Here is a 25,518-nt window from a genome sequence, read left to right on the forward strand (position 1 = left end):
AGATGGGCAGGCGGGCGCGCTTTTTTGTGTTTTGGCGCGTGTTCAGTACCAGCTCTTGTGGTGTGAGTGCATGTCGTGGTGCATGCTGTGATGATACGAGCCCGATTTGACGTCCTCGTAGTGCTTGCTCGGGATCTTCAACACCTGGCCGGGGTAGATCATGTTGGGGTTCTTGATGCCGTTCGCCCGAACGATGGCCGACACGGTGGTGTCGTACTTGACGGCGATGTTGCCGAGCGTGTCACCGGGTTGGACGATGTACTTGACCACTGTCATCCCTCCTCTGTACGTGGTTCGTTCCACCGTATGCGGGTGTGCCGGGACTTGCCGCGGATGCACGCCTAGATTCCCCTGTTGCAATGCAAGCTCGTGTCCGATATGCTTGCTTTAGCATATTAGCGAAGTAAAGAATGCCGCATGGGCGCAGAGAAGGCGTGGAGGCTGGAGAGGCATGAATCTTACGTCAAGCGCGTGGGGTGCTCGCGCTTGGGAGGCGGTGCGCGGGTTTGCGGACCGACCCCCGGGGATGCAGGACGGGTATCCGGATTTCGCCAAGCGCCGCAGGGCGGTCGAAACGCGCCTGCTCTCGTTTGTCGAGGACGCGGGGTATGAGCCCGTGACGAGCGGGCTGTTTGAATACGTGGACACACTTTTGCGGGCGAGATCGCCAGAATCGAGCCGCGACTGGATCCGGCTCTTCGACGGCGGCGGGCACGCGGTGGCGCTCCGCCCGGAGATGACCCCGTCTATCGCGCGCATGGCGGCGCCACGCGTGGCTGCGGGGCGAACGCCGATTCGCTGGTGTTACTGCGAGCGGGTGTATCGCCGCACGGACGATCCCGCCTCGCTCTCCTGGGCGAGCGGCAAAGCAGCGGAGTCGACGCAGGTCGGGATTGAGCGCATCGGCGAAGAGGCGAGCGTCGACGTGGATATGGACGTGTTGCGCCTGTTGCACGAGGCAAGCGCGGCGGCCGGCGTAAGGCGCCACCGCATCGTGGTGAGCCACGCGCGCCTGGTGCCGCGCTTGCTCGATGCGCTGGGCATCTCCGCCTCGCTTTCGCGCGCGTTCCTCGCGTGCCTGACGAGCGGAAATTATGTCCAATTTCGCGAGCTGTGGCAGCGGCATGCCGCGAGGGACGAGGATCTCCTCGCGAATCTGCTCGCGTGGTCGCCCGCTGAGCGCGACGCCGCGAAGCGAAGCCGCGAGGCGTCGCAAGGTGAGCTTGAGGCGCTGCTCCGAGACGCGGCCGACCCACGCGCGGCCGCGGACGTGAGGGACGCGTGGCGGTATCTCTGCCGCCTCGCCGATGCCCTTCACGACTCGGGCCTCGCCTCGGACGTGGTGACGTTCGATCTCGCCCTCCACCGCGAGCTGGACTACTATACAGGCCTCGTCTTCGAGATGTTCGCGCCGGGCGTCGGTGCGCCCATCGCGCAGGGCGGCCGGTACGATGAACTTTTGGCTCAATTCGGGGCCGGCGCGCCCGCCGTCGGCTTTGCGTTCGAGGTGGAGCGCGTCATGGCCGTGCTCGAGGCGCAGGAGGAGGGGGAAGCCGGATGTTGACCGTGGCGATGGCCAAGGGGCGCACGCTGGACGACGTGGTGCCGCTCTGGGAAGAGGCCGGCATCGCGTATCCGCGCGACTGGGACGAGAGCCGTGCGCTTGTGTTCGAGATCCCTTGGCAAGACTGGACCCTGCGCTACCTCCTCGCCAAGCCCGCCGACGTGCCCACGTACGTCGCGTACGGCGTGGCCGATCTCGGCGTTGTCGGCAACGACATCCTGCTCGAGCAGGAGCGGGAGATGTACGAGTTGCTGGATCTCGGCGTCGCGCGTTGCAAGCTGTGCGTCGCGGGGCGCGAGGAGGAGCGCCGGCACGCGCCGCGGCGCGTGGCGACCAAATACCCGAAGCTCGCGGATCGGTACTTTCGCAGCCAGGGGCACCAGGTGGAAATTGTGCCGCTCGCGGGGTCCATCGAGCTCGCGAGCGTGATTGGCCTGACGGATCGCATCTTCGATCTCGTCCAGACCGGCGAGACGCTCCGGGCCAACGGGCTCGTCGTCTTCGACGAGGTGCTCGACATCTCCGCGAGGCTCGTGGCCAACCGATCCAGCTACCGGATGAAACACCGAGAAATCTCGGCCTGCCTGGAGCGCCTCGAGGCGGCCGTCGCGAGGAGGAACGCGTATGCGCCTTGACCGGGTCGACGTGATCGAACAGGATTCGTTCAACTGGCGGCGAACGACCGGCCGCGACGCGGACGTGTGGGGGAACGTGGCGCGCATCGTCGAGGAGGTGCGCCTGGGGGGCGACGGCGCGCTGCGGCGGCTGACGAGGGCGTTGGACGGCGTGGACGCGCCCTTGCGCGTGCCGCAGGAGGCGATGGAGGCCGCGTTTCGCGCGCTTCGCGCCGAGGTGCGGGAGGCGCTCGCGCGCGCGGCGGAGCGCATCCGCCGCTTTCACGAGGCACAGCTGCCGAACGACATCGTCATCCGGGGCGAGGATGGCGAGACGCTCGAGATGCTGTGGCGACCGCTCCACCGCGTCGGCGTGTACGCGCCCGGGGGCCGAGCGGCCTACCCATCGACCGTGCTGATGGACGTCATCCCCGCACAAGTGGCGGGTGTCCGCTCCATCGCCCTCGTGTCGCCGCCGGGGCCGGACGGCCTGCCTCACCCGGCGGTCCTCGCCGCGGCGCACCTCGTCGGGATCGAGGAGATGTACGCGGTGGGCGGGGCTCAGGCCGTGGCGGCGCTCGCGTACGGCACCGAGACCATCGCCAGAGTGGACAAGATCGTCGGGCCGGGCAACGTGTACGTGGCGACGGCGAAGCGGATGGTGATGGGCGACGTCGGCATTGACAGCATCGCCGGGCCGACCGAGGTGGTGGTGGTGGCGGACGAGACGGCGAACCCGGCGTATGTGGCGGCGGATCTGCTCGCCCAGGCGGAGCACGACGTGGAGGCGGGGGCCGTGTGCCTGAGCCCGTCTCGCGCGCTGCTCGAGCGGGTGCACGCCGAGATCGTGCGGCAGCTGGCGGCGTTGCCGCGGGTGGACATCGCGCGCGAGGCGCTGGAGCGCCACGGGGCACTCGTCTGCGTGAAAAGTCTCCAGGATGCGGTCGATCTCGTCAACGACATGGCGCCGGAGCACGTGGAAGTGATGACGGAGGACCCGCGGCGCGTGCTGGACGGACTTCGCACCGCGGGGGCGGTGTTTCTCGGCCCCTACACGCCGGAACCGGTGGGCGACTACTTCGCCGGGACCAATCACGTGCTGCCGACGCACGGCAGCGCGAGGTTCTCGAGCGGGCTCGGGACGCTCGATTTCATGCGCCGGATGACGGCCGCCACCTACACGGCGGAGACGCTTGCTCGCCACGCGCGCTACATCGAGGTGCTGGCGGAGGCCGAATCGCTCACCGCGCATCGGGACGCGGTGCGCATCCGCAGGGAGGAGTTGCGATGAGTTCGAGCATGGAACGCCCCACCTTTTCCGCGGCCATCGAGCGCGAGACCGGCGAGACCTCGGTTCGCCTTTCGCTCAACCTGCACGGCCAGGGCCGCGCATTGATGGACTTCCCTGTCCCCTTTTTGCGCCACATGCTGCATTTGTTTACGGTGCACGGGTCTTTCGATCTCACCGTCTCGGCGACCGGCGATGTGGACGTGGATGATCATCACCTCGTCGAGGACATCGGGCTGTGCTTGGGCCGCGCCATCCGCGAGGCGCTCGGCAACAAGGCGGGCATCCGCCGCTACGGAGAGCGCCACGTGCCCATGGACGAGACGCTCGCTCGGGCCGTGATCGACCTGTCCGGCCGGCCGGCGTTCGTCCTGCACGCCGGGTTCACGGACGCGCGCATCGGCACGTTTCCGACCGAGCTGGTCCACGAGTTCTTCAAGTCGGTGGCGAACGAGGCCCGGATGGCGTTGCACCTCGCGGTCCTGTACGGCGAGAACAACCACCACATGGCGGAAGCCTTGTTCAAGGCGTTCGGCCAGGCGCTGCGCGAGGCGGTCGAGGTGACGGAAGGCGGCGTGCGAAGCAGCAAGGGGGTGCTGGAATGATCATCGTGCTCGATCCCGGCATTGGCAACCTCCACAGCGTGCTTGGGGGGCTTCGCCGCGTGGGCACCGATGGACGCGTGGTGGCGTCGCGCAGCGAATGGGAGGCGGCGATGGGCGAAGAACGTGCCGTGCAGGGCGTCATCCTGCCCGGCGTGGGAGCGTTCGGCGACGCCATGAGCCAGATGCTCCTCCGGGGCCTGTGCGACGTGGTGCGAGACGCCGTGGCGCGGTCCATCCCGCTTCTTGGCATCTGCCTCGGCATGCAGCTTCTCTTCACCAGCTCGGAAGAGCATGGCGTCTTCCGCGGGCTGGATCTCGTCCCCGGGCACGTGGTCCGCTTCCCCGATGGGGCGAAGGTGCCGCACATGGGGTGGAACAGCCTCGAGGTGCGCGCGCCCCGTCACCCGCTTCTGCGCGACGTGCGGGAAGGGGATTACGTGTACTTCGTGCACTCCTACTACGCGGTCGCGGAGCGAGGCGAGGACGTGATCGCGAGCACGCCATACGCCGGCGTGGAGGTGCCCGCGGTGGTGGCGCGCGGCGGCGTGATGGGCACGCAGTTTCATCCCGAGAAGAGCGGTTCGGTGGGCGAGCGCATCCTCGCGAATTTCGTGCGCATTGCGGCGTATCCGGCGTTGCTCGAGGGGGTGAGCCCATGAGCGGGCCTGGGTTCACGGTCTATCCGGCCATCGACATCCTGGGTGGTGAAGTGGTTCGCCTGCGCCAGGGCGACTACCAGCAGGTCACGCGCTACGAGGGTCACCCGGCTGAGGTCGCCGGGCGCCTCTGCGACGCGGGCGCTCGCTTCTTGCACGTGGTCGATCTCGACGCCGCCCGGTCCGGCCAAAGCGAGAACGAGCGGGCGGTGCGCGCCATTGTCGAGACGGCCGCATCCTACGGCGCAGCGGTGCAGGTGGGCGGCGGCATTCGCACGCGGGAAGCCATCGCCCGATGGTTGGAGGCGGGCGTGGCGCGCGTCGTCATCGGCACCGCGGTGCGAAATGTCGAGCTTGTGGCGGAGTGGGCGCAGGAGTTCGGCGGCCATCGGCTCGTCGCAGGGCTCGACGGCCGCAAAGGGCGCCTCGCGGTGTCCGGCTGGCTGGAAGAGACCGAGTGGTCCATCTTCGATCTCGCCCGCGAGCTCGCCAAAGTCGGTCTCGTCCAGGCGCTCGTGACCGACGTCGAGCGCGACGGCACCGGCGAAGGCCCGAATCTGGATCTGGCGCTTGGCGTGCAGCAGTCGGGGCTTTTTGCCATCGCCTCGGGGGGCATCGGTTCCATCGACGACGTCGTGGCCGCGCGCCGGGCGGGCCTCGCTGGCGCCGTGATCGGCAAGGCGCTGCACGATGGCCGCATCCATCTCGGCGAACTGTTTCAACGCCTCGCGCAGGAAGAGGAGGGAGGCGCGTGCTGACCAAGCGCATCATTCCGTGTTTCGACGTGCTCGACGGCCGCGTGGTGAAGCACGTGAGCTTCTTGGAGAACCGAAGGGACGCGGGCGATCCGGTGGAGTTGGCGGAGGCGTACTGCCGCGAAGGCGCAGACGAGCTCGTGCTGCTCGACATCTCCGCGTCCAGCGAGGGGCGCCTCGCCATGCTGCGGGTGGTGGAGCAGGTGGCCGCGCGCGTCAATGTGCCGCTCACCGTGGGCGGCGGCGTGTCCACCGTCGAGGACGTGCGACGACTGCTCCTGTCCGGCGCGGACAAGGTCTCGATGAACACTGGGGCGTTCCGAAACCATCGGCTCATCGAGGAGTCCGCGTGGCGGTTTGGCGAACAGTGCGTCGTCGTGGCCATCGACGCGCGGTGGAGCGAGCCTCTCGGCCGCTACGAGGTGATGCTTCAGGGCGGCAAGGTGGGGACCGGCACGGACGCGGTGGAGTGGGCCAAGCGCGCGGCGCAACTTGGCGCGGGCGAAATTCTTTTGACCAGCTTTCGGCAGGATGGCACCAAGTCGGGTTACGATCTCGACCTCACCCGCCGCGTGGCAGACGCGGTCCGCGTGCCGGTCATCGCGAGCGGCGGGGCCGGATCGATGGAACATTTCGCTCAGGTCCTGACGGAAGGCGGCGCGGACGCGGCGCTCGCCGCGAGCGTGTTTCACTTTGGGGAGATTGCCATTCCGGCGCTGAAGCAGTATCTGTGCGACAGGGGGGTGCCGGTGCGGTGGCCGCTGTGAAGGGAGAGGTGGAACTCGCGCGCGTCCGCTATGACGCGGCCACGGGCCTCGTGCCTGTGGTGGCCCAGGACGCCGAAACGGGTGACGTGTTGATGCTCGCCTACGCGGACCGCGAGGCGCTGAAGCGGACGCTTGCGACGGGCTACGCCTGGTATTACAGCCGATCCCGTCGGGCGTACTGGCGCAAGGGTGCGACGTCAGGCAACGTGCAGCGCGTGGTGGAGGTGCGGGTGGACTGCGACGGTGACGCCGTGCTCTACAGGGTGGTGCCCGAGGGACCCGCTTGCCACACGGGCGAGCAGGTGTGTTTTTATCGCCGCCTGGTGCCGGACGGGGTTTCGTCGGAGGCGGCGAAGGAGGGGGGCCCGAACCCCGAAGGCGCAGCGGTTCGCGCGGAAGAAGGCGATGCGCCCGCGGCGAGCGACGCGTCGGGCGATGTGCCCGGGAACGTGGCGTGGGATGAATCGGCGCTGGCGAGATTGTGGGGCGTGATCGACAGCCGCTACCGCGAGCGGCCGGATGGGAGCTACACCACGTACCTTTTCACACATGGCGCGGAGCGGATGGGCAAGAAGATTGGCGAAGAGGCGGTGGAGGTGGCGCTCGCGGGTCTGAAGGCCGAGCGCGACGCGACGGCGAAGGCCGAGGTGGCGGCCGAATCCGCGGATCTGTTGTATCACCTGCTTGTCCTGTGGCGCCACGTGGGCGTCCAGCCTGCCGACGTGTGGCAGGTTCTCGAGAAGCGGGCGTAGGGCCCGCGAGAGGGTATGAGACGGGAGCCTGCAAATTGGCGGGCGCACCATTCCACCTTCATGCATTCGATACAGCATGGAGGTGGAAAAGATGGTGGTCATCCTACATCCGCTGGTCACGGGCAGCGCCGAGATCGTCGTGAACGCGGGGAGCAGTTCGGACGAAAGCGTCGTGATTGCCGACTTCCTCGGCATGACGGTCGGCGATGTGATTCGCAAGCTGGAGCGGAACGGCTATCGGCTGACGTTTGTCACGGATCACTATCTCGTGCTCGAGCGGCGGGCGACATCCCTGCCACGCGCGCGCAAGGGGCCCACGATGTTCCGTTAGGTGTGAAATGCGGAAGACTTGGGGGCTTGAGTTGAGCCGGTCGCTCGGCGTAGATTAGCTACGGAGGGGGCCGGCTCGTTGCGTATTCCGAAATGGGGATTGTTTGCACTGCTCATCTTTGCCAATCTGATTTGGTCCGCGAGCTTCACGGCGACGGGGCTTGCCGCCGAGAGCTTCTCGCCGCCGCTCATCGTGATGGCGCGCATGGTCGTCGGCGGGCTCGTTCTCATGCCCTTTGTCGTGCGCGACGTGCGCCTCGGGGTCTGGACGTGGAAGAAGGTGCTCCGCATCTCGCTCCTTGGCCTTCTCGGCTTCACGCTCCCGGTGACCATGGAGACGGAGGGAATCCGCGCGTCGTCGCCGGCGCTCGGCGCGGTGTCGATTGCGCTCGAGCCACTTCTGACCCTCGTGGTCTCGGCGCTCGCGTTTCGGACGCCGCTTGGCCCGCGCAGATGGTTCGCCATGATGTTGGCGGCCACAGGCGCGTGGGTGGTTGCCGGTTGCCCGAGGCCCGGGTTTGCGGGCTACCTTTTGGGAGATCTCCTCATGCTCGGCGCCGTCGCCTGTTACGCCATCTACAACGCCATTTCGGGGAGGCTGACGGCCGACGTCTCCGCGGCGAGCGCGACCTCCATCATGCTGTTGGCCGCAGGCATCGGCTGTATACCGGTGTACGCGTGGACGGGGCATGCCTGGCCGCACCACGTCACGCCGGTGAGCCTTTGGAGCCTCGTATTTCTCGCGTTTTTCGCGACCGCCGCGGCCTATTTGATCTGGATTTTCGTCCTGCAGGATCACGACGTGGCGAGCGCGGCCATCACGCTGTATCTGCAGCCCGTGTTTGGCGTCCTGATTTCGGTTGTCGTCACTGGGGAACGGCCGTCTGCGCTGTTTTACGCCGGTGGCGCGATGATCCTCCTGGCGCTCTTCCTCGGTCAACACCGGGGGCAGGCGAAGACGGTCACCGCGTCGGAAATGGAGCGCGCGTCGACGTGACGGTGCTGCTCCATGTCGCCGGTTTTCAAACCCTTCAGACGCGAGTAGAATAGAGCCAAATTTGCGGGTTTCGTTGACCGATATGGATTACAACGGGCGGGTCTCGAGCATGTCGGACACCTTCACATCCATCGTCGTGACGGCGAGTTCGGTCGCCATCGGTTGGGCGGCGTCACACCTGTCAGTCGATACCGTCTACGTGACTTGGGGGCCCGTCACAGCCCTCATCGCGCTGGCCATTCTCATGGCGCTTCGCCAGTGGCTCCGTGGGCAATCCGCCATCTCATCCGCCGCCGCAGCAGACCCTCCTTCCGTGCCGTGAAAAGGAGCGAGCGCAAAGGCGCTCGCTCCCTGTGCCTTCTTCAGAATCCCGAGAGCACGATTTTGCCAATGGTCCTGCCGGATTCGATCTTCGCATGCGCCTTCCGCAGATTCTCCGCATTGATGGGCGACAGGTGTTCCGTCATGGTGCTTTGAATCTCGCCCGCGTCGACGAGATCGGCCACTCGATTCAGGATGTCGCGCTGCCTGGCCATGTCCGCCGTCTGGTACCGCGGCCGCGTGAACATCAGTTCCCACGCGAACGTCACGCTCTTGCCAAACAGGAGTTCCAGATTGAGCAGCGTGCTCGTCTCCACGATGGAGCAGATCTTGCCCTGTGGCGCAATGACGTCCGCCATTTGTTCCCAGTGCTTGTCGGTGGCGTTGAGGCACAGGATGACGTCGACGTCGCGGAAGCCGAGCGCCTCGAGCTGCGGCCGGAAGGGGCGCGTGTGATCGAGGATGTGGTCCGCGCCGTGCCGCAAGGCCCATTCCTTGGTCTCCGGCCTGGACGCCGTGCCGATGACCGTGAACCCGGCGCGCTTGGCCAACTGGGTCGCGATGGAGCCCACGCCGCCAGCCGCGCCGATGATGAGCAGCGACGTGCCGCGATTCGCGCCGGGGTCGAGCGAGAACCCGAGTCGATCCTCCAGCGCTTCCCAGGCCGTCAGACTCGTCAGCGGGAGTGCGGCGGCTTCGGCAAAGCTGAGCGCCTTCGGCTTGCGGCCCACGATGCGCTCGTCGACGAGGTGGTACTCCGCGTTCGTGCCTTGCCGCACGTTGCTGCCGGCGTAAAACACCTCGTCGCCTGGCTTGTACCACTGGCACTCCGGCCCCGTTTCGACGACAATTCCAGCGGCGTCAAAGCCGAGGATTTTGGGCGTGGATTCCACCTTGTCTTTTGGCGCGCGGATCTTTGTATCGACGGGATTCACGGAGACAGCCTGGATCTGCACCAACAAATCGCGCCCTTGCGGGCGGGGGCGCTCCACCTCCAGGTCCAGCAGGCTCTCCGGATCCGAGATGGGCAGGTATCGATACAGGCCCACCGCTTTCATCTTCGCCACAGGCATCGCCTCCTCGTAAGCTAGGATCAAACGCGTACCACTCACAAAGAGTTATACACTTCCCTTTCGTTCAACGCAAAATCCCGCAAAATCGTCCGGGGATTCGGTATACTCGAACTACGAATTTGTTCAAGCGCGGCGCGTGATTGCCCGCCGCTTCTGGGGAGGAGATGTCGTGCAGGGTTCGGAAGTTCAAGGATTTCGCCGGTCGCTCGGGCTTCGCCAGGTGCTCGCTATCGCCGTGGCTGCCATCTCGCCTACCACGTCCGTGTTTCTCGTCTACAACACGGCTCTGTTTCAGGCGGGCACGGGCGTGTTCTGGGCCTTTCTCGTCGGCGCCTGCATCGCGCTGTCCATGGCGTTTTGCTACGCGGAACTCGGGTCCGCATATCCCGGTGCGGGCGGTGCGTACCGCATCGTGCAGCGCGTGCTGGGCGAGCCGTTTGGCTTCATCGCCGTCTTTCTCTTTCTCGTGCTCGGCGTCGTGATCACCGCGAGCATCCTCGTGTCCGCCGCCTCCTACCTGCACGCGCTCATCCCGGCGCTCCCGGTCAACTGGACGGCGGTCGCCATGATGGCCCTCGTCACCTGGCTTTCGCTGGAGCGCATCGGCGCAACGAGCGCCGTGGCGACGGTGATGCTCGTGCTGGAGCTCGTGGTCATCGTCGCGTTCACGGCGCTGGCGTTTGCGCACGCGCAGCATCCGCTCGCGTACCTCGGGCGCCTCACGTATCCCATCCGGGTCGATCACGCCCCGCAGTCCGTGAATGGGCAGGACCTTCTAGCCGCGGTGGTGCCGGCGCTGTTTGCGTTCAACGGCTACGATTGGCCGCTCTACTTCGCGGAAGAGACCGTCGAGACCCGTCGCGTCCTGCCCCGCGCCGTCCTTTTGGCTGCCATCATCAGCGTGGTGGTGGAGGTCCTGGCGGTCATGGCCGCCACGCTCGCCGTGCCGCAGACGTCGTTCACCGTCATCCCATCGTCCTACTTGCCACTCGTGTCCATCGCGCAGTCGGCCGCGGGCCAGGCCGGGGCCACCATCTTGCTCGTCGGCGTCGTGATCGCCATGTTTGACACCGGACTCACGGGCAATTTGGCCTACGCGCGCATCTATCTGGACGCCGCGCGGGACGGGAGTTGGCCAGGCCCCGTCAACCGATTCTTCGCGACTATGAATCGGCGCGGCGTGCCGAAGTGGGGATTTGTGTTGCTCGGCGTGGGCAACGCGCTGTTGTGTTACTTCACGTCTTTGAACAACCTCATCACCTTCACCGGCGTGATCATTGTCACCATCTATTTGCTCGTGGCGGTATCGGCCATCGTGCACCGCGTGCGCCGCGGATCGGCCCAGGCGCCGTTTCGCATGCCGCTCTGGCCGCTTCCGCCTCTGATTGCGCTCTGCGGCGTGGGCTTGTCGCTCGTCGAACAGGCGCCTGGCGATCTCATCCGGACGGCCGTTCTCGTCGCCATCGCGCTCGTGTACGCGTTCGCCTATCTGCAGCGGCGCCGGGACTTGCGATCCGGCCGCGAATCGTCCATGATGGAAGACAACAACTGAATCCGGAACGCAACGCGCAATCCTTCGGGGCAGGGTGAGGCCAAAAGGCCAATTCCCGATCGGTGGTGATCCGAGCGCACGACTCGGTCAGTCCACGAGCCGAAAGGCACGAACTGGTGAGATTCCAGTACCGACGGTATAGTCCGGATGAAAGAAGGATGGCGGCGCGTTGGCGCACGTCGTGCGCTTTCGCAGCTTGCCGAGACTCTTTTGCCCATTCGCCCCTGATGGTCAGGGGCTTTTTTCATGGGCGGATAAGGGGAGATGGCCGATGACCGAAGACGAGCGGTACATGCACATGGCGCTTGAGGTGGCGCGCCTGGGCGAAGGCCAGACGTCCCCAAACCCGATGGTCGGCGCCATCGTCGTGAACGGCGGGCGGGTGGTGGGCCAAGGCGCACACCTGATGGCGGGCACGCCGCACGCGGAAGTGCACGCGCTGCGCATGGCGGGGGAGGCGGCGCGAGGCGCGACGCTCTACGTCACGCTCGAGCCGTGCAATCACCACGGCAGGACGCCGCCCTGCACGGACGCCATCCTCGCCACAGGCGTTCGGCGCGTGGTGGTGGCCACGTTGGACGTGGATCCGCGCACGGCCGGGCTCGGCGTGAAGCGCCTGCAGGAGGCCGGGATCGAGGTGACGGTCGGCGTGCTCGAAGCGGAGGCGCGCGAACTGAACCGCCACTTCTTTCACCGCGTCGAGACCGGTCGCCCGTACGTGGTGTACAAGGTGGCCATGACGCTAAGCGGGCACGTGGCCGCATCGAGTGGCCACAGCCAGTACGTGACCGGACTCGCGGCGCGCGAGGACGTGCATCGGCTGCGGCAAGTCATTCCGGCCATCGGCGTCGGCGTCGGCACGGTCCTCGCGGACGATCCCGAGTTGACCGCGAGGGATCTCGCCACGGGGACAAGGCGAGATCGTCAGCCGCTTCGCGTGGTGTTCGACACGCGGCTTCGCACGCCGCCGACCGCGCGGCTGTTGGCGGCGCCCGGGCGCACGCTTCTCCTCACGTCGGAGCGCATGGCCTCCGCTCCGGCCGCGAGGCGCCTCGCGGAACAGGGCGACGTCCGCATCGCGCCGGTGGCCGAGCGGGACGGCCACCTGGATCTGCACGCGGCGCTTTCGGCTGTCGCGGCGGAAGGGGCGAATGCCCTTCTGGTGGAGGGCGGGCCCACGCTTGCGTCAGCGCTTCTTCAGAGCCGGCTCATCGACGAGGTGCGCGTGTATGTGGCGCCCAAGCTCCTCGCCAGCGGGTTGCCCGCCTTCGCGGGCGCTTTCACCCAGTCGATGGCCGAGGCCGTTCAACTTCACAGCGTGAGGAGCGAATGGCTGGGTGACCATCCCGTCCTCACAGGGCGAATTCACTATCGTGAGGAGGTGTGAGCATGTTCACCGGACTTGTGGAAGGAACTGCGCGCCTCGCGGCGGTATCTCGCCACACCGGCGGGGCCACCTTTACGTTGGAGGCGCCGTTTCTCATGGACGACCTGCGGGTCGGTGACAGCGTCGCTGTGAACGGAGTCTGCCTCACGGTGGAGACAGTGGGCAGCGGCTTGTTCACCGCCACGGCGGTCCCCGAGACGCTGCGACGCACCAACCTCGGGGGACTTCAGCCGGGCGGCCGCGCGCACGTCGAGCGCGCCATGCGCGCCGACGGGCGGTTCGGAGGTCACATCGTGACCGGGCACATCGACGGGATTGGCCACGTGACGGACGTGTATCCGGACGGGGAGGCACGCGTGCTTGTCATTCGCGTCGATCCGTCCCTCGCGCGCTACATGGTGGACAAGGGATCCGTGGCCGTCGACGGCGTCAGCCTCACCATCATGCGCGCGGAAAAAGACAGGTTCTCGGTGTCCATCATCCCGCACACCCAGGCGGTCACGCGGTTTGGCGAGATCAGCACGGGTGAGACGGTCAACATCGAGTGCGACGTGATCGCCAAGTACGTGGAGAGGCTCTTGATGTACCGCGGCGACGCGGGCGCGTCGGGCGGCATCGATGCGGCGTTTCTGGCGCGGCACGGGTTTTTGCGATAAGAGGGGGCGTGGAGCATGAACACCATCGAAGAGGCGCTCGAAGATTTGCGCCAGGGCCGCGTCGTCATTGTCGTGGACGATGAGGACCGCGAGAACGAGGGAGATTTCGTCGCGCTCGGCAGCCGCGCCACGCCGGACGTGGTGAATTTCATGATCACGCACGGCCGGGGACTTTTGTGCGTGCCCATCACCGAAGCGCGCGCCAAGCGGCTCGGCCTTGAAGCGATGTATGAACGAAACACGGACAACTACGGTACCGCCTTCACGGTGTCGGTCGATCTCGCCACCACCCACACCGGCATCTCGGCCTTCGAGCGGGCCGAGACCATTGCGGCCATCGTGTCGGAGGACACGGGCCCGGACGACTTTCGCAAGCCGGGCCACGTGTTTCCGCTCGTCGCCAAGCCCGGCGGCGTGCTCCGCCGTGCGGGTCACACCGAGGCGGCGGTCGATCTCGCCCGCCTCTGCGGGGAGCCTGAGGTCGGCGTCATCTGCGAGATTCTGAACGAAGACGGCACCATGGCGCGCCTGCCGCAGCTCGAGCAGGTGGCGGAGCGTTTCGGCCTGAAGCTCATCACCATCGCGGATCTCATCGCGTACCGCAAGCGAACGGAAAAGCTCGTCCGCCGGGCGGCCGAAGCGGAGCTGCCCACGGCGTATGGCCACTTTCGGGCCGTGGTGTACGAGAGCGAGATCGACGACAAGGAGCACATCGCGCTCGTCATGGGCGATGTCTCCGACGGCGAGCCGACGCTCGTGCGGGTGCACTCCGAGTGCCTCACGGGCGACGCGTTCGGATCCCTGCGCTGCGACTGCGGGCCTCAGCTTCACGCCGCGCTGCGCCAGATAGCGCGCGAAGGCAAGGGCGTCTTGTTGTATCTGCGCCAGGAAGGGCGCGGCATCGGCCTCTTGAACAAAATCCGGGCGTATGCGCTGCAAGATCAGGGTCTCGACACGGTGGAAGCCAACCACCGGCTCGGCTTCGCCGACGATCTGCGCGACTACGGCATCGGAGCGCAGATTTTGCGCGATCTCGGCATCCGCAAGATGCGCCTTTTAACGAACAACGTGCGCAAGATTAAAGGCATCGCGGGGCACGGGCTCGAGGTCGTGGAGCGCGTGCCGCTCGAGGTGGACCGCAATCCGTACAACGAGGCGTATCTGCGTACGAAGCGGGACAAGTTGGGGCATCTGCTCAACCTCTGAGAGAGCGCGATGCCCGTTCGAGAGAGGAGCATGACACGTGCGCGTGTATGAGGGGAACTTCATCGGACAGGATTTGCACATTGGCATTGTGGCGTCTCGGTTCAACGAGTTTATCACGAGCAAGCTGGTCGAGGGCGCTCTGGACGCGCTCAGGCGCCACGGCGTATCCGAGGAACACATTGAACTCGCCTGGGCGCCCGGCGCCTACGAGATTCCAGTGGTGGCCCGCTGGATGGCCGAGTCCGGGCGCTACGACGCGGTGGTGGCGCTGGGTTGCGTGATCCGCGGCGCCACCGCGCACTTCGATTACGTCGCGGGCGAGGCGGCGCGGGGGATTGCGCAGGTCAGCCGCGACACAAGCGTTCCTGTGATGTTTGGCGTGTTGACCACGGATACCCTCGAGCAGGCCATTGAGCGCGCCGGCACCAAGGCCGGCAACAAAGGCGCGGAGGCTGCGCTTGGGGCCATCGAGATGGCCACTTTGCGGCGGGCGTTGCGCGCCTAGGGCGGACGATGCCATCCGGGTGCGTTGCGTGCCGCGCTTCCGCGAGGGCGCTCGGCGGGTTCGCGAGCGCCCTCTGTGCAAGGCGTTGAGCCGTCTCATCCGAGGGTCTGGGAAGCGCCGGCTCGCGCGTTCGGGAGTTGCTGCGCCATCGAGGCGCGATCACGTCGGCGTGCCCGGCCCGCGGCCGTCCAACCCCCGTGCGCGAGCAGCGAATCGCTGGGGATAGGGGCGAGGCGGCGAGCTTACGGCATCCTGAGCACGCCGCGATGGTGGCGGTGTTTGGCGCAGGGAATCCTTCACGACGACGTTCCTCGCGCTTCGCCACTGCTCCTCCGAATGAGGGTTGGTGACGAGATCGAACTCGACGCGTTGGCCCTTGCGCAAAAAGCGGTATCCGCGCGGGAATCGGTCAGGATGGGGGAGAATGGCACTGAAGTGCACCCAGACGTCCTCACCGTCCTCCGCGCGAATCCAGCCGAAGCCTTCTTCTTCTCGCCATTCTTTCACGATGCCTTCCACCATCGCTCACATCCAATTTTTCCCATGCTCCGCTAGCTTGACGCGAAACGAACCTGATGTTACCATTCATCATAAGATTCTGAACGTCGCGGCGCAACTTCAAGCCCGTGGCGCCGCAAGGAGGATCCACATGCGCTCGTGGTTCGCATTTCTGGGCACGCCCTGCCGCAAGCGCCTGTCCAAGCGGCAGCGGCTCGCCATCCTGGCCCTGACGATGGCCATGAATTCGATGTTGCTCGCGAACGGCCGATACCTCCACCTGGGAGGCGGGTTTTGGGGCGGTTTCGCCTTGGGCATCTGGATCATGTCCAACGTGCTTCTCATTTTGAACGCCGCCATGCTCATCCGAGAGCGGTTTTGAGCCACGCGGCTTGTGCCTTCCGAACTGCGATGATACACTGAAGTCGAACAATTTCATCGTGAGAAGGGCCTAGGGGTGCCGGAAGGCTGAGAGGCGGACATCCGCCAACCCTGTGGACTCGATCTGGGTAATACCAGCGTGAGGAAGTGCCCGTCATCGTCCATGTGCGCCCTTTTCCCTGCGTGGTGAAAAGGGCGTTTTCGTTGTGGCGTGCGGCGCTCCCAGGGCCTGTTCCACGAAAGGGGAGCGGAATGCGATGTCGAGGTGGAAGCTGCGCGAAGTCATCCTGATGGTTGTATTGGCCATTGTCTGCGGAGGCATTTACCGCGTATGGGACGTGCTGTACGCCCTCATCCCGGCGACCGCGTACGCGCTTCAGGGCGTCATGACGGGGCTCTGGATGATCGCCGGCGTGATGGTTCCGTACATCGTGCGGCGCCCAGGTGCGGCACTCATCGCGGAGTTGGTGGCGGCGGCCGTCGAGCTTTTGCTCGGGGAGCAGTGGGGGCTCGCCAACATGATCTCGGGCCTCATTCAGGGCATCGGTTCGGAAATCGCCTTCCTGATCTTCGGTTATCGCGTGTGGAACACGGGAACGTGCACGTTGTCCGGCGTACTGGCGTCTGCGGCTTTCATGTTCCAATGGTACTTCCAATATGGCGGCGACAAGCTGCACTTAGGCACGCAGATCGCGTTTGTCGTCATCTCGCTTGTGAGCGGCGCGGTGCTCGGCGGCCTGTTGCCGAAGGCGCTCGCGGATGCGCTTGCCCGCACCGGCGCGCTGCGCAATTACGAGATCGCCAAGCGGTCGGTGAAGTCGGCATGACCATCGCGGCTGCAGGGATCGAGCGGGCCCTGGCCCTCGAGGTGCGCAACCTGACCGTGACGTACGAGGAGGCGTCGGAGCCCGCGCTCGCCGGCGTGTCGTTATCGCTTTCAAAAGGCGAATGCCTGCTTCTCATCGGCCCGAGCGGGTGCGGCAAGAGCACGCTCGCCATGGCCATCGCGGGCATCTTGCCGCGCTCCATCGAGGCGCGGGTGGAGGGCGAAATTCGGCTGGCGCCCGAGCTTCAGGCGCCAGGCAAGATCGGCTACGTGTTTCAGGATCCGGATCTCCAGTTCTGCATGCACCGGGTGGACGACGAGATCGCGTTCGGCCTCGAGAACCTGCGGGTTTCGCGCGACGAGATGCCGCCCCGCTTGCAAAGCGCCTTGGCGGCCGTGGGACTCGACGTGGCTCTGGCCGCGCGACACAGCGTCTTTTCCGGCGGCATGAAGCAGAAGCTCGCCGTCGCATCCGCGCTCGCCATGGACGCGGATCTCGTCATCCTCGACGAGCCGACCGCGAATCTGGATCCCGATTCGCGCCGCCACGTCTACGACGTCATCCGCCGCCTGAAGGAGGCGGGGAAGACGGTGATGGTCATCGAGCACCGGTACGAGCCGTTCCTCGATGTTGCGGACGCGGTGGTGGAGCTTGCGCCGGGCGGCCGCTTGCGGACCATGTATCGACCGGAGGAGGCGCCGCGCCGGGCGCCGCGGCAAAGGCGCCGCGCGGCGACACTGCGCGCGGACGAAGCGCCTGTGCTCGAGGCGCGCGGCCTCGCCCTCCGATATGGTGAGCGCGACGTGTGGCGGGACGTTAACCTTTCGGTCCGGCCCGGCGAGTGGCTCGCGGTGTTGGGGCCAAATGGCGCTGGCAAGTCGTCGCTGCTTGAGGTGCTCGCGGGACTCCGGCGGCCCACGTCGGGCGAGGTGCGCTACCGGGGCGAGCTGGTTCACCGGATGCCGGCCAAGGCCCGCTACGGGCGCATTGCCTATGCCTTTCAAAACCCGGAGTACCAGTTCTTGTACGAGCGCGTGGCGGACGAGATCGCCGGGCGCGTGCTCGGGGACGAGGTGCCGGACGACGTGGAGCGCGAGCTTCAGGCGTTTGGGCTTGCGGGCTGCGCCCATCTGTCGCCGTTTGGCATCAGCCAGGGGCAGAAGCGGCGCCTCGCCATGGCCGTCATGATGCGCCAAGGCGCGGACGTCTGGCTTGTCGACGAGCCCACCTATGGCCAAGACGAGGCGTCGGAGCGAATGATCCTCGAAAGGCTCGATGCGCTTTGCGAGGCGGGCAAGGCCGTGATCGCCGTGACGCACGATCTGGATCTCGTCGCGGCTCACGCGGATCGGGTGATGGTGCTGGCGGATGGGGGTGTGTTGTACGACGGGCCGCCGGAGGCGTTGCTGCGAAATCGAGAGCTGTTGCGGCGGGCGCGCCTAGATGAGACAGCGCCCGTGGAGAGAAGCCCCGTGCAAGTCGTCGGGGGAGTGCCCGAGCGCGAGGCGGGCGTTCCGCCCGCGAAGGCGCCATCGTCCGGGCGCCGGGCGAGATCGCCCCTGCGGCGCTGGCACCCCGATGTGAAGGCCGCCGCGCTGTTGTGCGTCGCAGCGGTCGCGCTTTGTGCGCGCACGTTTGCCGAGGAGGGGTGGATCTGGGCGCTCGTCGGCGCGCTGGCCTTCGCTTTCGGCTGGCTGTCGCCGTGGAAGCTCGTCAAGCGCCTGTCGCCGCTTTTGCTGATTTACGCGGTGTACTTGTGGGCCTTTGCGGCCAATGCAGCGGCGCCGCCGGGTACGCGCGTGGTGCACTGGCTCTGGTTTGACCTGAGTGGGTACGGCTTCAGGCAGGGGCTGCTCGTCGTGCTGCGCACCTTCGCGACGGTGGTCCTCGCGTACGTGCTCGTCGCCACGACGGACGGCACCGATTTCATGGTCGGCCTGTCGCAGTCGTTCCACCTGCCGCCCAAACTGTCGTATGGCGCCATGGCCGGCACAGGCTTTCTCGGCCGCTTCAAGCACGATCTCGACGTCTTCCGCATGGCGCGCCGCGTGCGCGGGCGGGAGGGCTGGTGGCTTCTTCGCCCGGTCCGATACGCTCTTCCACTTCTCGCGCAATCCATCCGGGTGAGCGAGCGGCTCGCCATCGCCATGGAGGCGCGGGGATTCTTCGGGCCGCCCGCCGAGCGATGGGACGCGAGGACGTACTGGCGCCACATTCGGCTTCGGGCGGTGGACGTCATCGCGGCAGGGGCTGTGGTGGCCGCCGCGGTCGCGTGTCTGTGGGCGCATTGAGGCCCGGATATCGCCGGGCCTCGGCCATGAGGAACTTGTCCGTACGACTTGGTGAACTGATGGCCGCGAGGCCACATTTCCCACGGGCAAGGGCGGAATTTGTGGTATCATAGGGACGTCGGCTGAAAACATGGAGTGGGAGTGGGACATGATGCCCTTCACAGAGGTCGATCAACTGGCAGTCAACACGATTCGCACGCTGTCGATTGACGCGGTCGAGCGGGCGAACTCCGGCCATCCGGGCCTGCCGATGGGCGCCGCGCCGATGGCCTACGTGCTTTGGACAAGGTTCCTGAAGCACAATCCTGCGAATCCGAAGTGGGTGGACCGGGATCGGTTTGTGCTGTCCGCGGGCCACGGGTCGATGTTGCTCTACTCACTGCTGCACCTGTCCGGCTACGACGTCACGCTGGAGGATCTCAAACAGTTCCGCCAGTGGGGCTCGAAGACGCCGGGGCATCCGGAGTACGGGCACACGCCAGGCGTCGAGGCGACCACAGGGCCGTTGGGTCAGGGCATCGCGATGGCCGTCGGCATGGCGATGGCGGAGCGGTTCCTGGCGGCGAAGTTCAACCGCGACGGGCACAACGTGATCGATCACTATACATACGTCCTGTGCGGCGACGGGGATCTGATGGAGGGGATCAGCGCGGAGGCGAGTTCGCTCGCGGGACACCTGAAGCTGAACCGCCTCATCGTGCTCTACGACTCCAACAGCATCTCCCTCGACGGGCCCACCGATTGGGCGTTCACCGAGGACGTGAAGAAGCGGTACGAGGCTTACGGGTGGAATGTGCTGCGCGTCGAGGACGGCAACAACCTCGAGGAGATTGAGGCGGCTATCGCCAAGGCGAGATCGTTCACGAATGCGCCGACGCTCATTGAGGTTCGGACCATCATCGGGTACGGCGCGCCGAAGAAGCAGGGGACGGCCAGCGCGCACGGCAGCCCGCTCGGCAAGGAAGAGGCGCAAGCTGCCAAGGCTGCGTACGGCTGGCACTACGAAGAGGAGTTCTACGTGCCGGACGAGGTGCGCAAGCTGTTCGCCGAGGTGAAGGAGAAGGGCGCGAAGGCGGAGGCGGCGTGGAACGAGGCCTTCCAGGCGTACGCCAAGGCGCATGCCGATCTCGCCCGGACCTTCGAGCAGGCGTTCGCGGGCAAGGTCGACGTCGACTTCGACAAGGTGCTGCCGGAGTTCAACGAGGCCATCGCCACGCGCGAGGCGTTCGGCAAGGTCGTCAACGCCATTGCCCCGCACATTCCGACGCTGCTCGGCGGATCGGCTGACTTGTCGAAGTCGAACAATACGATGATCAAGGACGAAGATCACTTCAAGGCGCCGGATTACGCGGGCAAGAACGTGTTTTACGGCGTCCGCGAGCACGCGATGGGTGCGATGATGAACGGCATCTGCCTGCACGGCGGCGTGTTCCCCTACGCGGGCACGTTCCTCGTGTTCGTCGACTATCTGCGCCCGGCGGTTCGCCTCGCGGCCCTCATGCAGCAGCCGTCGCTCTTCGTCCTCACGCACGACTCCATCGCCGTCGGCGAGGACGGACCGACGCACGAGCCCATCGAACAGCTGCCGTCGCTTCGCGCCATCCCCGGGCTGCGCGTGTTCCGCCCTGCGGACGGCACCGAGACGGCGCTCGCGGTGAAATACGCGCTGACGCACCGCGACAAGCCCGTGGCGCTCGCGCTCACCCGCCAGAAGGTGCCCATGCTCGCGGAAGTGAAGGCGCACAAGGGCGACTTCGATCGCGGCGGGTACATCGTCTTCCAACACGAGGATGGCTCCGATCTCGCCCTCCTGGCTTCCGGCTCCGAGGTCCAGCTCGTGCTCGAGGCGGGCAAGCGGCTCGCGCAGGAGGGCGTGAAGGTGCGGGTCCTCTCGTTCCCGTCCATCGACGTGTTCCTGGAGCAAGACGCATCCTATCGCGAGTCGGTGCTGCCGAGCGCGCTGCGCAAGCGCCTCGCGGTGGAGATGGCGCACCCGATGAGCTGGTACCAGTTCGTCGGCCTCGATGGCAAGGTGCTCGGCATCGACCGCTTCGGCGCCTCGGCACCCGGCGATGTCGTCGTGCGCGAGTACGGCTTCACGGTCGATCACGTCTACGAACTGGCCAAAGAGCTCATTGGGCGCTGAAAGACCGGGATTGTTGAAACGCAGGTCATCCGACCGGACGCTTTGGTCCGGCGGATGGCCTTTTATTTTGGGTAGCGAGATGATAAACCTCGAAGTTCTTTGCCCATTTTCTGAATGACATCATTCGCAATCACCCAACATACTCCAAACACTGTGAGATAGACGTTATTTGCAAAATCGAACCATCTACCTTGATTGAGCGATTTGATGAAATAGAAGAGAAGAACCAAGAACACTAAAACCGAAATGCTGATGCCAGTTGTTTTTAGGAAGTTGTTTTTGTAGATTGTCAAGGCTCTCGAAAAACATCGAAGTGCAGAGCGGTCCCGGAAGCCACAAAGAAAAGCAAGACCGCTTGCTCCAAACGCCAACACCGAAAAACACACCAGAATCAGCAGCCAAAGAAACCATCGAAGGGATGGAAAAGGGTTGTCATTCATCGAACGCAAACAAAAATTCGATGCAAAAAACAGGATGTATGCTAATATACTGACTCGAAGAAAGACAAAGAAATCCCTTAACGTCGGCAGCCTGATTCTGCCGAGATGGATAAAGTCCCGCGCGAAAGGAACTGAAAAGGCGTTTGCCAATACGGGCATCAAGACGACAAACATTGGGGCAATGACTCCGTACGTTGAATTCGTAATGGGTCCGTAATTGACGAAGGAACTCACCAGTTCTTCGGCAACGGTCCATAAAGCCGCGACGACCATGGAAACCAGATACCTGTACAACACAGTCATCATGGACACTTCCAGTTCTTCATTCTGCATGCTTTGTACATACCACACCAATGAATTTCCTGTACATAGATCAAGTGATACTTGTGCGTGTCGGTTTGCATGCGCTCAGACGAGAGAACGAAGAAGGACTTCACCCAGCTTCCCGGATAGATATGTACATAGGGACGGCTGGGGAAGTCCTCGAGCGGTTCCATCAAGCTCGCTTCCCCCCATAGTGCTGCGTCACAATGGCAATAAACGCCTTCGTCAGTTCCTCGTGCTCAATGGCATCCGGATACGCCAGGAAGGTCGGCCGGCAGAAGTGCGGATCCGACAACGGTATGGCCACCACACCCTTGGCTTCGGCGTCGTGCAGCGTGCGCCGGGGCAGGAGCGAGATGCCGAGCCCCTGCGCTACCATCGCTTTGATCCCGTCGATGGAATCGAGCTCCATGCGCACGTCTGGATACACGTTGTACTTGGCGAGGAGCATCGCGATGCGCCGCCGGAACGGGGCCGTGGTGTCCGCAAACGCGATAAAGGGTTCCTCCGCGAGCGCGCCGATGGACGGGAGGTCGTGCACAAACCGATGGCCGCGCGGAACGACGAGATCGATGGCGTCCGGCGGATATTCGATGAGCCGCACGCGCGGGTGGTGGATGGGCTCGCCGAGAAAGCAGAAGTCCACCTGGTTTCCGATGAGCGCCTCGACCATGTCCTCGTACATCCCCATTCGGACCTGCAGGCGCACTTCGACCACCTGCAGAATCTGATGGAGGCACTTCGGCACGTCGGTGGAGACGAAGGCGCGCCCGCTCATGACGCGGAGCGTCCGCACCGCGCGCTTGGAAGGCTCGAGCATTCGGCGCTCGAGGTCCACCATGCGCTCCGCGAGCGGGTAAATGCGTTTGCCCTCCTCCGTCAGCTGGACGCCGCCCGGCGTGCGGGTAAAGAGCTGGCAACCGAGATCGCGCTCCAGCCGCTGCAGGCGGTTTGTCACGGTGGATTGGGACATGTAGAGTTGATCCGCGGTGCGCGAGATGGATCGGTTGCGCGCCACGGCGAGAAACAGCTCCAGATCTTTCGTTTCCAAGCGCTCCACTCCTCACTCGTCCACCGGTTCGCGCGACGCGATGATACCCCCGCCGAGGCACACCTCGCCGTCGTAGAACACCACCGACTGGCCCGGCGTGATAGCTCGCTGGGGCTCATCGAAGATGACGCGGCACGTGTCTTCGCCCGTCATCTCGACCTCGACCGGCTGATCGTCCTGGCGGTAGCGGAACTTCGCCGTGCAGCGGAATCGCTTTGCGGGCGGCCGTTCTGCGATGAAGCTCACCGTGTCCGCGGTGAGCGCCCGGCTGTACAGGCGGGGGTGATCGTGGCCCTGCGCCACCACGAGGACGTTTCGCGCGAGGTCCTTGTCCACCACGAACCACGGGGCCGGATCGCGACCGGGAAGGCCGCCGAGGCGCAGGCCCTTCCGCTGGCCGATGGTGTAGTACATGAGCCCGTCGTGCTCGCCGAGCACCCGCCCGTCCACGTCTTCGATGAGGCCCGGCTGGGCCGGCAGGTACTGCTGCAGGAAGGCGCGAAAGTTGCGCTCTCCGATGAAGCAGATGCCGGTCGAATCCTTCTTCTGCGCCACGTGCAGGCCGTGATCGCGCGCAATCTGGCGCACCTCGGGCTTGGTCAGATGGCCGATGGGAAACATGGCCCGCCTGAGCGGGGCCTGCGTGAGCATGTGCAGGAAGTAGGTCTGATCCTTGTTCTTATCTCGCCCCCGCAACAGCGCCACCGAGCCATCCTCTTCTCTGCGCACCTGGGCGTAGTGCCCCGTGGCGAGGTAGTCGGCGCCGAGGTCGAGGGCGCAGGCGAGCAGTTCCTTGAACTTGATCTCTCGGTTGCAGAGCACGTCCGGGTTCGGCGTGCGCCCGCGCTTGAACTCCTCCAGGAAGTGCTGGAACACGCGCTCCTCGTACTCGCGCTCGAAGTTGACGCCGTAATAGGGGATCCCAATCTGCTCGCACACCCGGCGCACGTCCTCGAAATCCTGCTCCGCGGTGCAGGCGCCGTTCTCGTCCGTCTCGTCCCAGTTCTTCATGAACACGCCGATCACGTCATAGCCTGCTTGCTTGAGGAGGAGCGCCGTCACCGAGGAATCCACGCCGCCGGACATGCCCACCACCACGCGCGTCGCCATCTTCGTTCCCTCCCTTCTCCGCGCTTTCGGGCGATCTTTTGATACAATGATCACCGGCATTCGTTTCACCCTCACAGGGAAAGGCGGGTGATGCGCGGTGTTCGAACTCGATCGATCCGCCATCCTGGAACATCCACGGCTTCGGTTTCTCACCGATCTCGTTCCCGTCCACGAACATCTGGACAACATTGAAAAGTTTATTCGCATCTGTTTTGAAGAGCAAGGATGGCGCGTGGCGCAGGCAGGGCGCGTGGTGGCGCTGCGCGCGACGGACCAGGACAGGCTGTCGAGCGCCTTCAAGGCGAGTCTGTACCTCGGCAAGTACAACGACATGGCGAACCGGGACAGATTCCTTCGCAGCATGGTGGCCGCGGGCCACTCGTACGAGCCCATCCGCGGCGAGACCGTGTTGTTTCTTTTCATCGGCGTGGCCAAGCCGGTGTACGATCACCTCATTACCTACACCGTGGGGCGGCCCACGAGAATTGCTGGAGGGCAGCGGGCGAACGTCCCGTGGGGCTTTGAGCTGCCGGTGGAGGCTCGCCATCCGGAGGAGTATGAGGAGGAACTGGAGCGCATTCGTGAGGTCATTCGCCTGGCGAAACAGGAGCGCACCGAGCAAATGCAGGCGGCGCGGGCGAAACTGCCCGTGGGCTACATCATGCCGCCCTTTTTGCTCGAGTTCTCCGAGGAGGCGCTCATCAAGCATGTGTTTCGCCAGCGGCTGTTCGAGCGCGGCGCGCAGGGCGCCACCGTCGAAGTGGTGTCCGACATGCTGAAGGCGTGCCTCGCCATTGACGAGGAGAAGTGGACGTTTCTCATCGATTATCACGGCCCGCACATTCAGCAGTGGCAGAAAGCGATGCGCACGCTTCGCAAGGAGCGCCTCAGCCTTCGCCAGCTCGCGGCGATGGAAAACCTGTCGCCCGAGGAGGCGCTCGACGCAGATCTTTACGATCTGCTCATGGCGACGGTCGGCAAGCTGCCGCCGTCGATGTGGGACAGGATGCGCTGACTGGCTGACGGAAGAGCATCAGGTGATCTCGACCACGGATTCGACCACCCAGATGCCGCCGGGGCCCTGTTTGACGGGCTGATACAGGCGAACCAGGTAGACGCAATCGCGGTGCTTGACGCGCACCACCGCGTGCATGAGCCCGCTGTCCGCGTCGCGGTACTGTTCGACCAGCGTGTAGATGTCGTTCATTCGAAACCCCAGATGGCGCGTCCCCACCTCCTGCGCGGTTCGGACGGGGCTTAAGCGCCATAGATTTTGGCCGTGATCGACGGCCTCCTGAATGCGACGGAAGTCCTCGCCTGGAATCGCGACGTGACCCGTGACGACCTCGGGGCATGGCATGACGAGCATCCTCCTTCGCGCGGGGCAACTGTACAGTTCAGCGTATGGCATTCTGGCGAACG

The 25,518-nt window shown here is 65.2% G+C and carries 27 protein-coding genes, 3 pseudogenes and 2 riboswitches; of the genes and pseudogenes, 23 read left to right on the plus strand and 7 right to left on the minus strand.

Annotated elements, in window-relative coordinates; translation table 11 throughout:
* Positions 1-42: 42 nt before the first annotated feature.
* Positions 43-276, minus strand: a complete 234-nt coding sequence (locus AC27E8_RS13615) for a LysM peptidoglycan-binding domain-containing protein (RefSeq protein WP_014463785.1) — start codon at positions 274-276, stop codon at positions 43-45.
* Positions 277-451: 175 nt separating this feature from the next.
* On the opposite strand from AC27E8_RS13615, the gene AC27E8_RS13620 reads away from it, so the two are divergent.
* From AC27E8_RS13620 to AC27E8_RS13670, 11 genes are all read left to right on the plus strand, one after another.
* Positions 452-1,564 (plus strand): ATP phosphoribosyltransferase regulatory subunit, encoded by a 1,113-nt coding sequence (locus tag AC27E8_RS13620; RefSeq protein WP_041695029.1) that lies wholly within the window; start codon positions 452-454, stop codon positions 1,562-1,564.
* Entirely contained in the window at positions 1,558-2,199 is a 642-nt protein-coding gene (hisG, locus tag AC27E8_RS13625) for an ATP phosphoribosyltransferase (protein WP_487099826.1), read from the plus strand. Before AC27E8_RS13620 ends, hisG begins: the two co-directional genes overlap by 7 nt.
* Positions 2,189-3,469: a histidinol dehydrogenase gene (hisD, locus tag AC27E8_RS13630; RefSeq protein WP_487099827.1), complete on the plus strand. Its 1,281-nt coding sequence runs from the start codon at positions 2,189-2,191 to the stop codon at positions 3,467-3,469. Before hisG ends, hisD begins: the two co-directional genes overlap by 11 nt.
* Positions 3,466-4,071 (plus strand): imidazoleglycerol-phosphate dehydratase HisB, encoded by a 606-nt coding sequence (hisB, locus tag AC27E8_RS13635; RefSeq protein WP_487099828.1) that lies wholly within the window; start codon positions 3,466-3,468, stop codon positions 4,069-4,071. Before hisD ends, hisB begins: the two co-directional genes overlap by 4 nt.
* Complete coding sequence (gene hisH / locus AC27E8_RS13640; protein ID WP_487099829.1) at positions 4,068-4,730, plus strand: imidazole glycerol phosphate synthase subunit HisH; 663 nt, start codon at positions 4,068-4,070, stop codon at positions 4,728-4,730. Before hisB ends, hisH begins: the two co-directional genes overlap by 4 nt.
* Positions 4,727-5,485 carry a 1-(5-phosphoribosyl)-5-[(5-phosphoribosylamino)methylideneamino]imidazole-4-carboxamide isomerase gene (gene hisA / locus AC27E8_RS13645; protein ID WP_487099830.1) on the plus strand — a complete coding sequence of 253 codons (759 nt, stop codon included), beginning with the start codon at positions 4,727-4,729 and terminating at the stop codon, positions 5,483-5,485. Before hisH ends, hisA begins: the two co-directional genes overlap by 4 nt.
* Complete coding sequence (gene hisF, locus AC27E8_RS13650) at positions 5,479-6,249, plus strand: imidazole glycerol phosphate synthase subunit HisF (RefSeq protein WP_487099831.1); 771 nt, start codon at positions 5,479-5,481, stop codon at positions 6,247-6,249. Before hisA ends, hisF begins: the two co-directional genes overlap by 7 nt.
* A complete protein-coding gene (gene hisIE / locus AC27E8_RS13655) occupies positions 6,237-7,001 on the plus strand; it encodes a bifunctional phosphoribosyl-AMP cyclohydrolase/phosphoribosyl-ATP diphosphatase HisIE (protein WP_487099832.1) in 765 nt (254 codons plus the stop codon). Before hisF ends, hisIE begins: the two co-directional genes overlap by 13 nt.
* 91 nt (positions 7,002-7,092) lie before the next feature.
* Positions 7,093-7,332 carry a hypothetical protein gene (locus AC27E8_RS13660; protein WP_487099833.1) on the plus strand — a complete coding sequence of 80 codons (240 nt, stop codon included), beginning with the start codon at positions 7,093-7,095 and terminating at the stop codon, positions 7,330-7,332.
* Positions 7,333-7,410: 78 nt separating this feature from the next.
* The gene (locus AC27E8_RS13665; RefSeq protein WP_487099834.1) at positions 7,411-8,328 is read left to right on the plus strand and encodes a DMT family transporter; all 918 of its coding nucleotides are present in this window, start codon (positions 7,411-7,413) and stop codon (positions 8,326-8,328) included.
* A 109-nt stretch (positions 8,329-8,437) separates the two neighbouring features.
* Entirely contained in the window at positions 8,438-8,650 is a 213-nt protein-coding gene (locus tag AC27E8_RS13670; protein WP_487099835.1) for a hypothetical protein, read from the plus strand.
* A gap of 40 nt (positions 8,651-8,690) precedes the next feature.
* Here AC27E8_RS13670 and AC27E8_RS13675 read toward each other — a convergent pair whose 3' ends face one another.
* Positions 8,691-9,722 carry a zinc-binding alcohol dehydrogenase family protein gene (locus AC27E8_RS13675; protein ID WP_487099836.1) on the minus strand — a complete coding sequence of 344 codons (1,032 nt, stop codon included), beginning with the start codon at positions 9,720-9,722 and terminating at the stop codon, positions 8,691-8,693.
* 169 nt (positions 9,723-9,891) lie between these two features.
* Between AC27E8_RS13675 and AC27E8_RS13680 the strand changes: the two genes are divergently transcribed.
* From AC27E8_RS13680 to ribH, 5 genes are all read left to right on the plus strand, one after another.
* Positions 9,892-11,274 (plus strand): APC family permease, encoded by a 1,383-nt coding sequence (locus AC27E8_RS13680; protein WP_487099837.1) that lies wholly within the window; start codon positions 9,892-9,894, stop codon positions 11,272-11,274.
* 16 nt (positions 11,275-11,290) lie between these two features.
* A riboswitch (FMN riboswitch) is annotated at positions 11,291-11,437 on the plus strand.
* 108 nt (positions 11,438-11,545) lie between these two features.
* Positions 11,546-12,661: a bifunctional diaminohydroxyphosphoribosylaminopyrimidine deaminase/5-amino-6-(5-phosphoribosylamino)uracil reductase RibD gene (ribD, locus tag AC27E8_RS13685; RefSeq protein WP_487099838.1), complete on the plus strand. Its 1,116-nt coding sequence runs from the start codon at positions 11,546-11,548 to the stop codon at positions 12,659-12,661.
* Between the two features lie 2 nt (positions 12,662-12,663).
* The gene (locus tag AC27E8_RS13690; protein ID WP_487099839.1) at positions 12,664-13,317 is read left to right on the plus strand and encodes a riboflavin synthase; all 654 of its coding nucleotides are present in this window, start codon (positions 12,664-12,666) and stop codon (positions 13,315-13,317) included.
* 15 nt (positions 13,318-13,332) lie between these two features.
* Positions 13,333-14,523 (plus strand): bifunctional 3,4-dihydroxy-2-butanone-4-phosphate synthase/GTP cyclohydrolase II, encoded by a 1,191-nt coding sequence (locus AC27E8_RS13695; RefSeq protein WP_487099840.1) that lies wholly within the window; start codon positions 13,333-13,335, stop codon positions 14,521-14,523.
* 37 nt (positions 14,524-14,560) lie between these two features.
* The gene (ribH, locus tag AC27E8_RS13700) at positions 14,561-15,028 is read left to right on the plus strand and encodes a 6,7-dimethyl-8-ribityllumazine synthase (protein WP_487099841.1); all 468 of its coding nucleotides are present in this window, start codon (positions 14,561-14,563) and stop codon (positions 15,026-15,028) included.
* Between the two features lie 159 nt (positions 15,029-15,187).
* Here ribH and AC27E8_RS13705 read toward each other — a convergent pair whose 3' ends face one another.
* Positions 15,188-15,535 (minus strand): cold-shock protein, encoded by a 348-nt coding sequence (locus AC27E8_RS13705; RefSeq protein ID WP_487099842.1) that lies wholly within the window; start codon positions 15,533-15,535, stop codon positions 15,188-15,190.
* Positions 15,536-15,677: 142 nt separating this feature from the next.
* Between AC27E8_RS13705 and AC27E8_RS13710 the strand changes: the two genes are divergently transcribed.
* The 6 genes and pseudogenes from AC27E8_RS13710 to tkt all read left to right on the plus strand — a co-directional run bounded on the left by AC27E8_RS13710 (position 15,678) and on the right by tkt (position 21,171).
* Positions 15,678-15,908, plus strand: a complete 231-nt coding sequence (locus AC27E8_RS13710) for a hypothetical protein (RefSeq protein WP_487099843.1) — start codon at positions 15,678-15,680, stop codon at positions 15,906-15,908.
* Between the two features lie 61 nt (positions 15,909-15,969).
* Positions 15,970-16,070, plus strand: a riboswitch (TPP riboswitch).
* Between the two features lie 94 nt (positions 16,071-16,164).
* Positions 16,165-16,734, plus strand: coding sequence for an ECF transporter S component (locus AC27E8_RS13715; RefSeq protein ID WP_487099844.1), 570 nt, complete (start codon positions 16,165-16,167; stop codon positions 16,732-16,734).
* A pseudogene (locus AC27E8_RS13720) lies at positions 16,731-17,258 on the plus strand (ABC transporter ATP-binding protein); the annotation flags it as partial. The gene AC27E8_RS13715 and the pseudogene AC27E8_RS13720, both read left to right, overlap by 4 nt.
* Before the next feature lie 294 nt (positions 17,259-17,552).
* Positions 17,553-17,903 (plus strand): annotated as a pseudogene (locus AC27E8_RS13725) (ATP-binding cassette domain-containing protein); the annotation flags it as partial.
* 393 nt (positions 17,904-18,296) lie between these two features.
* Positions 18,297-19,025: pseudogene (locus AC27E8_RS13730) on the plus strand (energy-coupling factor transporter transmembrane component T family protein); the annotation flags it as partial.
* Between the two features lie 148 nt (positions 19,026-19,173).
* A complete protein-coding gene (gene tkt / locus AC27E8_RS13735) occupies positions 19,174-21,171 on the plus strand; it encodes a transketolase (protein ID WP_487099845.1) in 1,998 nt (665 codons plus the stop codon).
* A gap of 62 nt (positions 21,172-21,233) precedes the next feature.
* Here the strand turns inward: tkt and AC27E8_RS13740 are convergent, their stop codons facing one another.
* From AC27E8_RS13740 to mnmA, 3 genes are all read right to left on the minus strand, one after another.
* On the minus strand, positions 21,234-21,962 hold the full coding sequence (locus AC27E8_RS13740; protein WP_487099846.1) for a hypothetical protein: 729 nt from the start codon (positions 21,960-21,962) through the stop codon (positions 21,234-21,236).
* Between the two features lie 145 nt (positions 21,963-22,107).
* A complete protein-coding gene (locus AC27E8_RS13745; RefSeq protein ID WP_487099848.1) occupies positions 22,108-22,986 on the minus strand; it encodes a LysR family transcriptional regulator in 879 nt (292 codons plus the stop codon).
* Between the two features lie 12 nt (positions 22,987-22,998).
* Positions 22,999-24,096 (minus strand): tRNA 2-thiouridine(34) synthase MnmA, encoded by a 1,098-nt coding sequence (gene mnmA, locus AC27E8_RS13750; RefSeq protein WP_487099849.1) that lies wholly within the window; start codon positions 24,094-24,096, stop codon positions 22,999-23,001.
* A gap of 97 nt (positions 24,097-24,193) precedes the next feature.
* Between mnmA and AC27E8_RS13755 the strand changes: the two genes are divergently transcribed.
* Positions 24,194-25,111: a hypothetical protein gene (locus tag AC27E8_RS13755; RefSeq protein ID WP_487099850.1), complete on the plus strand. Its 918-nt coding sequence runs from the start codon at positions 24,194-24,196 to the stop codon at positions 25,109-25,111.
* An 18-nt stretch (positions 25,112-25,129) separates the two neighbouring features.
* On the opposite strand, the gene AC27E8_RS13760 is transcribed toward AC27E8_RS13755, so the two are convergent.
* Positions 25,130-25,456 carry a hypothetical protein gene (locus AC27E8_RS13760; protein ID WP_041695034.1) on the minus strand — a complete coding sequence of 109 codons (327 nt, stop codon included), beginning with the start codon at positions 25,454-25,456 and terminating at the stop codon, positions 25,130-25,132.
* Positions 25,457-25,518: the final 62 nt, after the last annotated feature.

The sequence above is a fragment of the Alicyclobacillus sp. CIJ1 genome, from assembly GCF_057538885.1.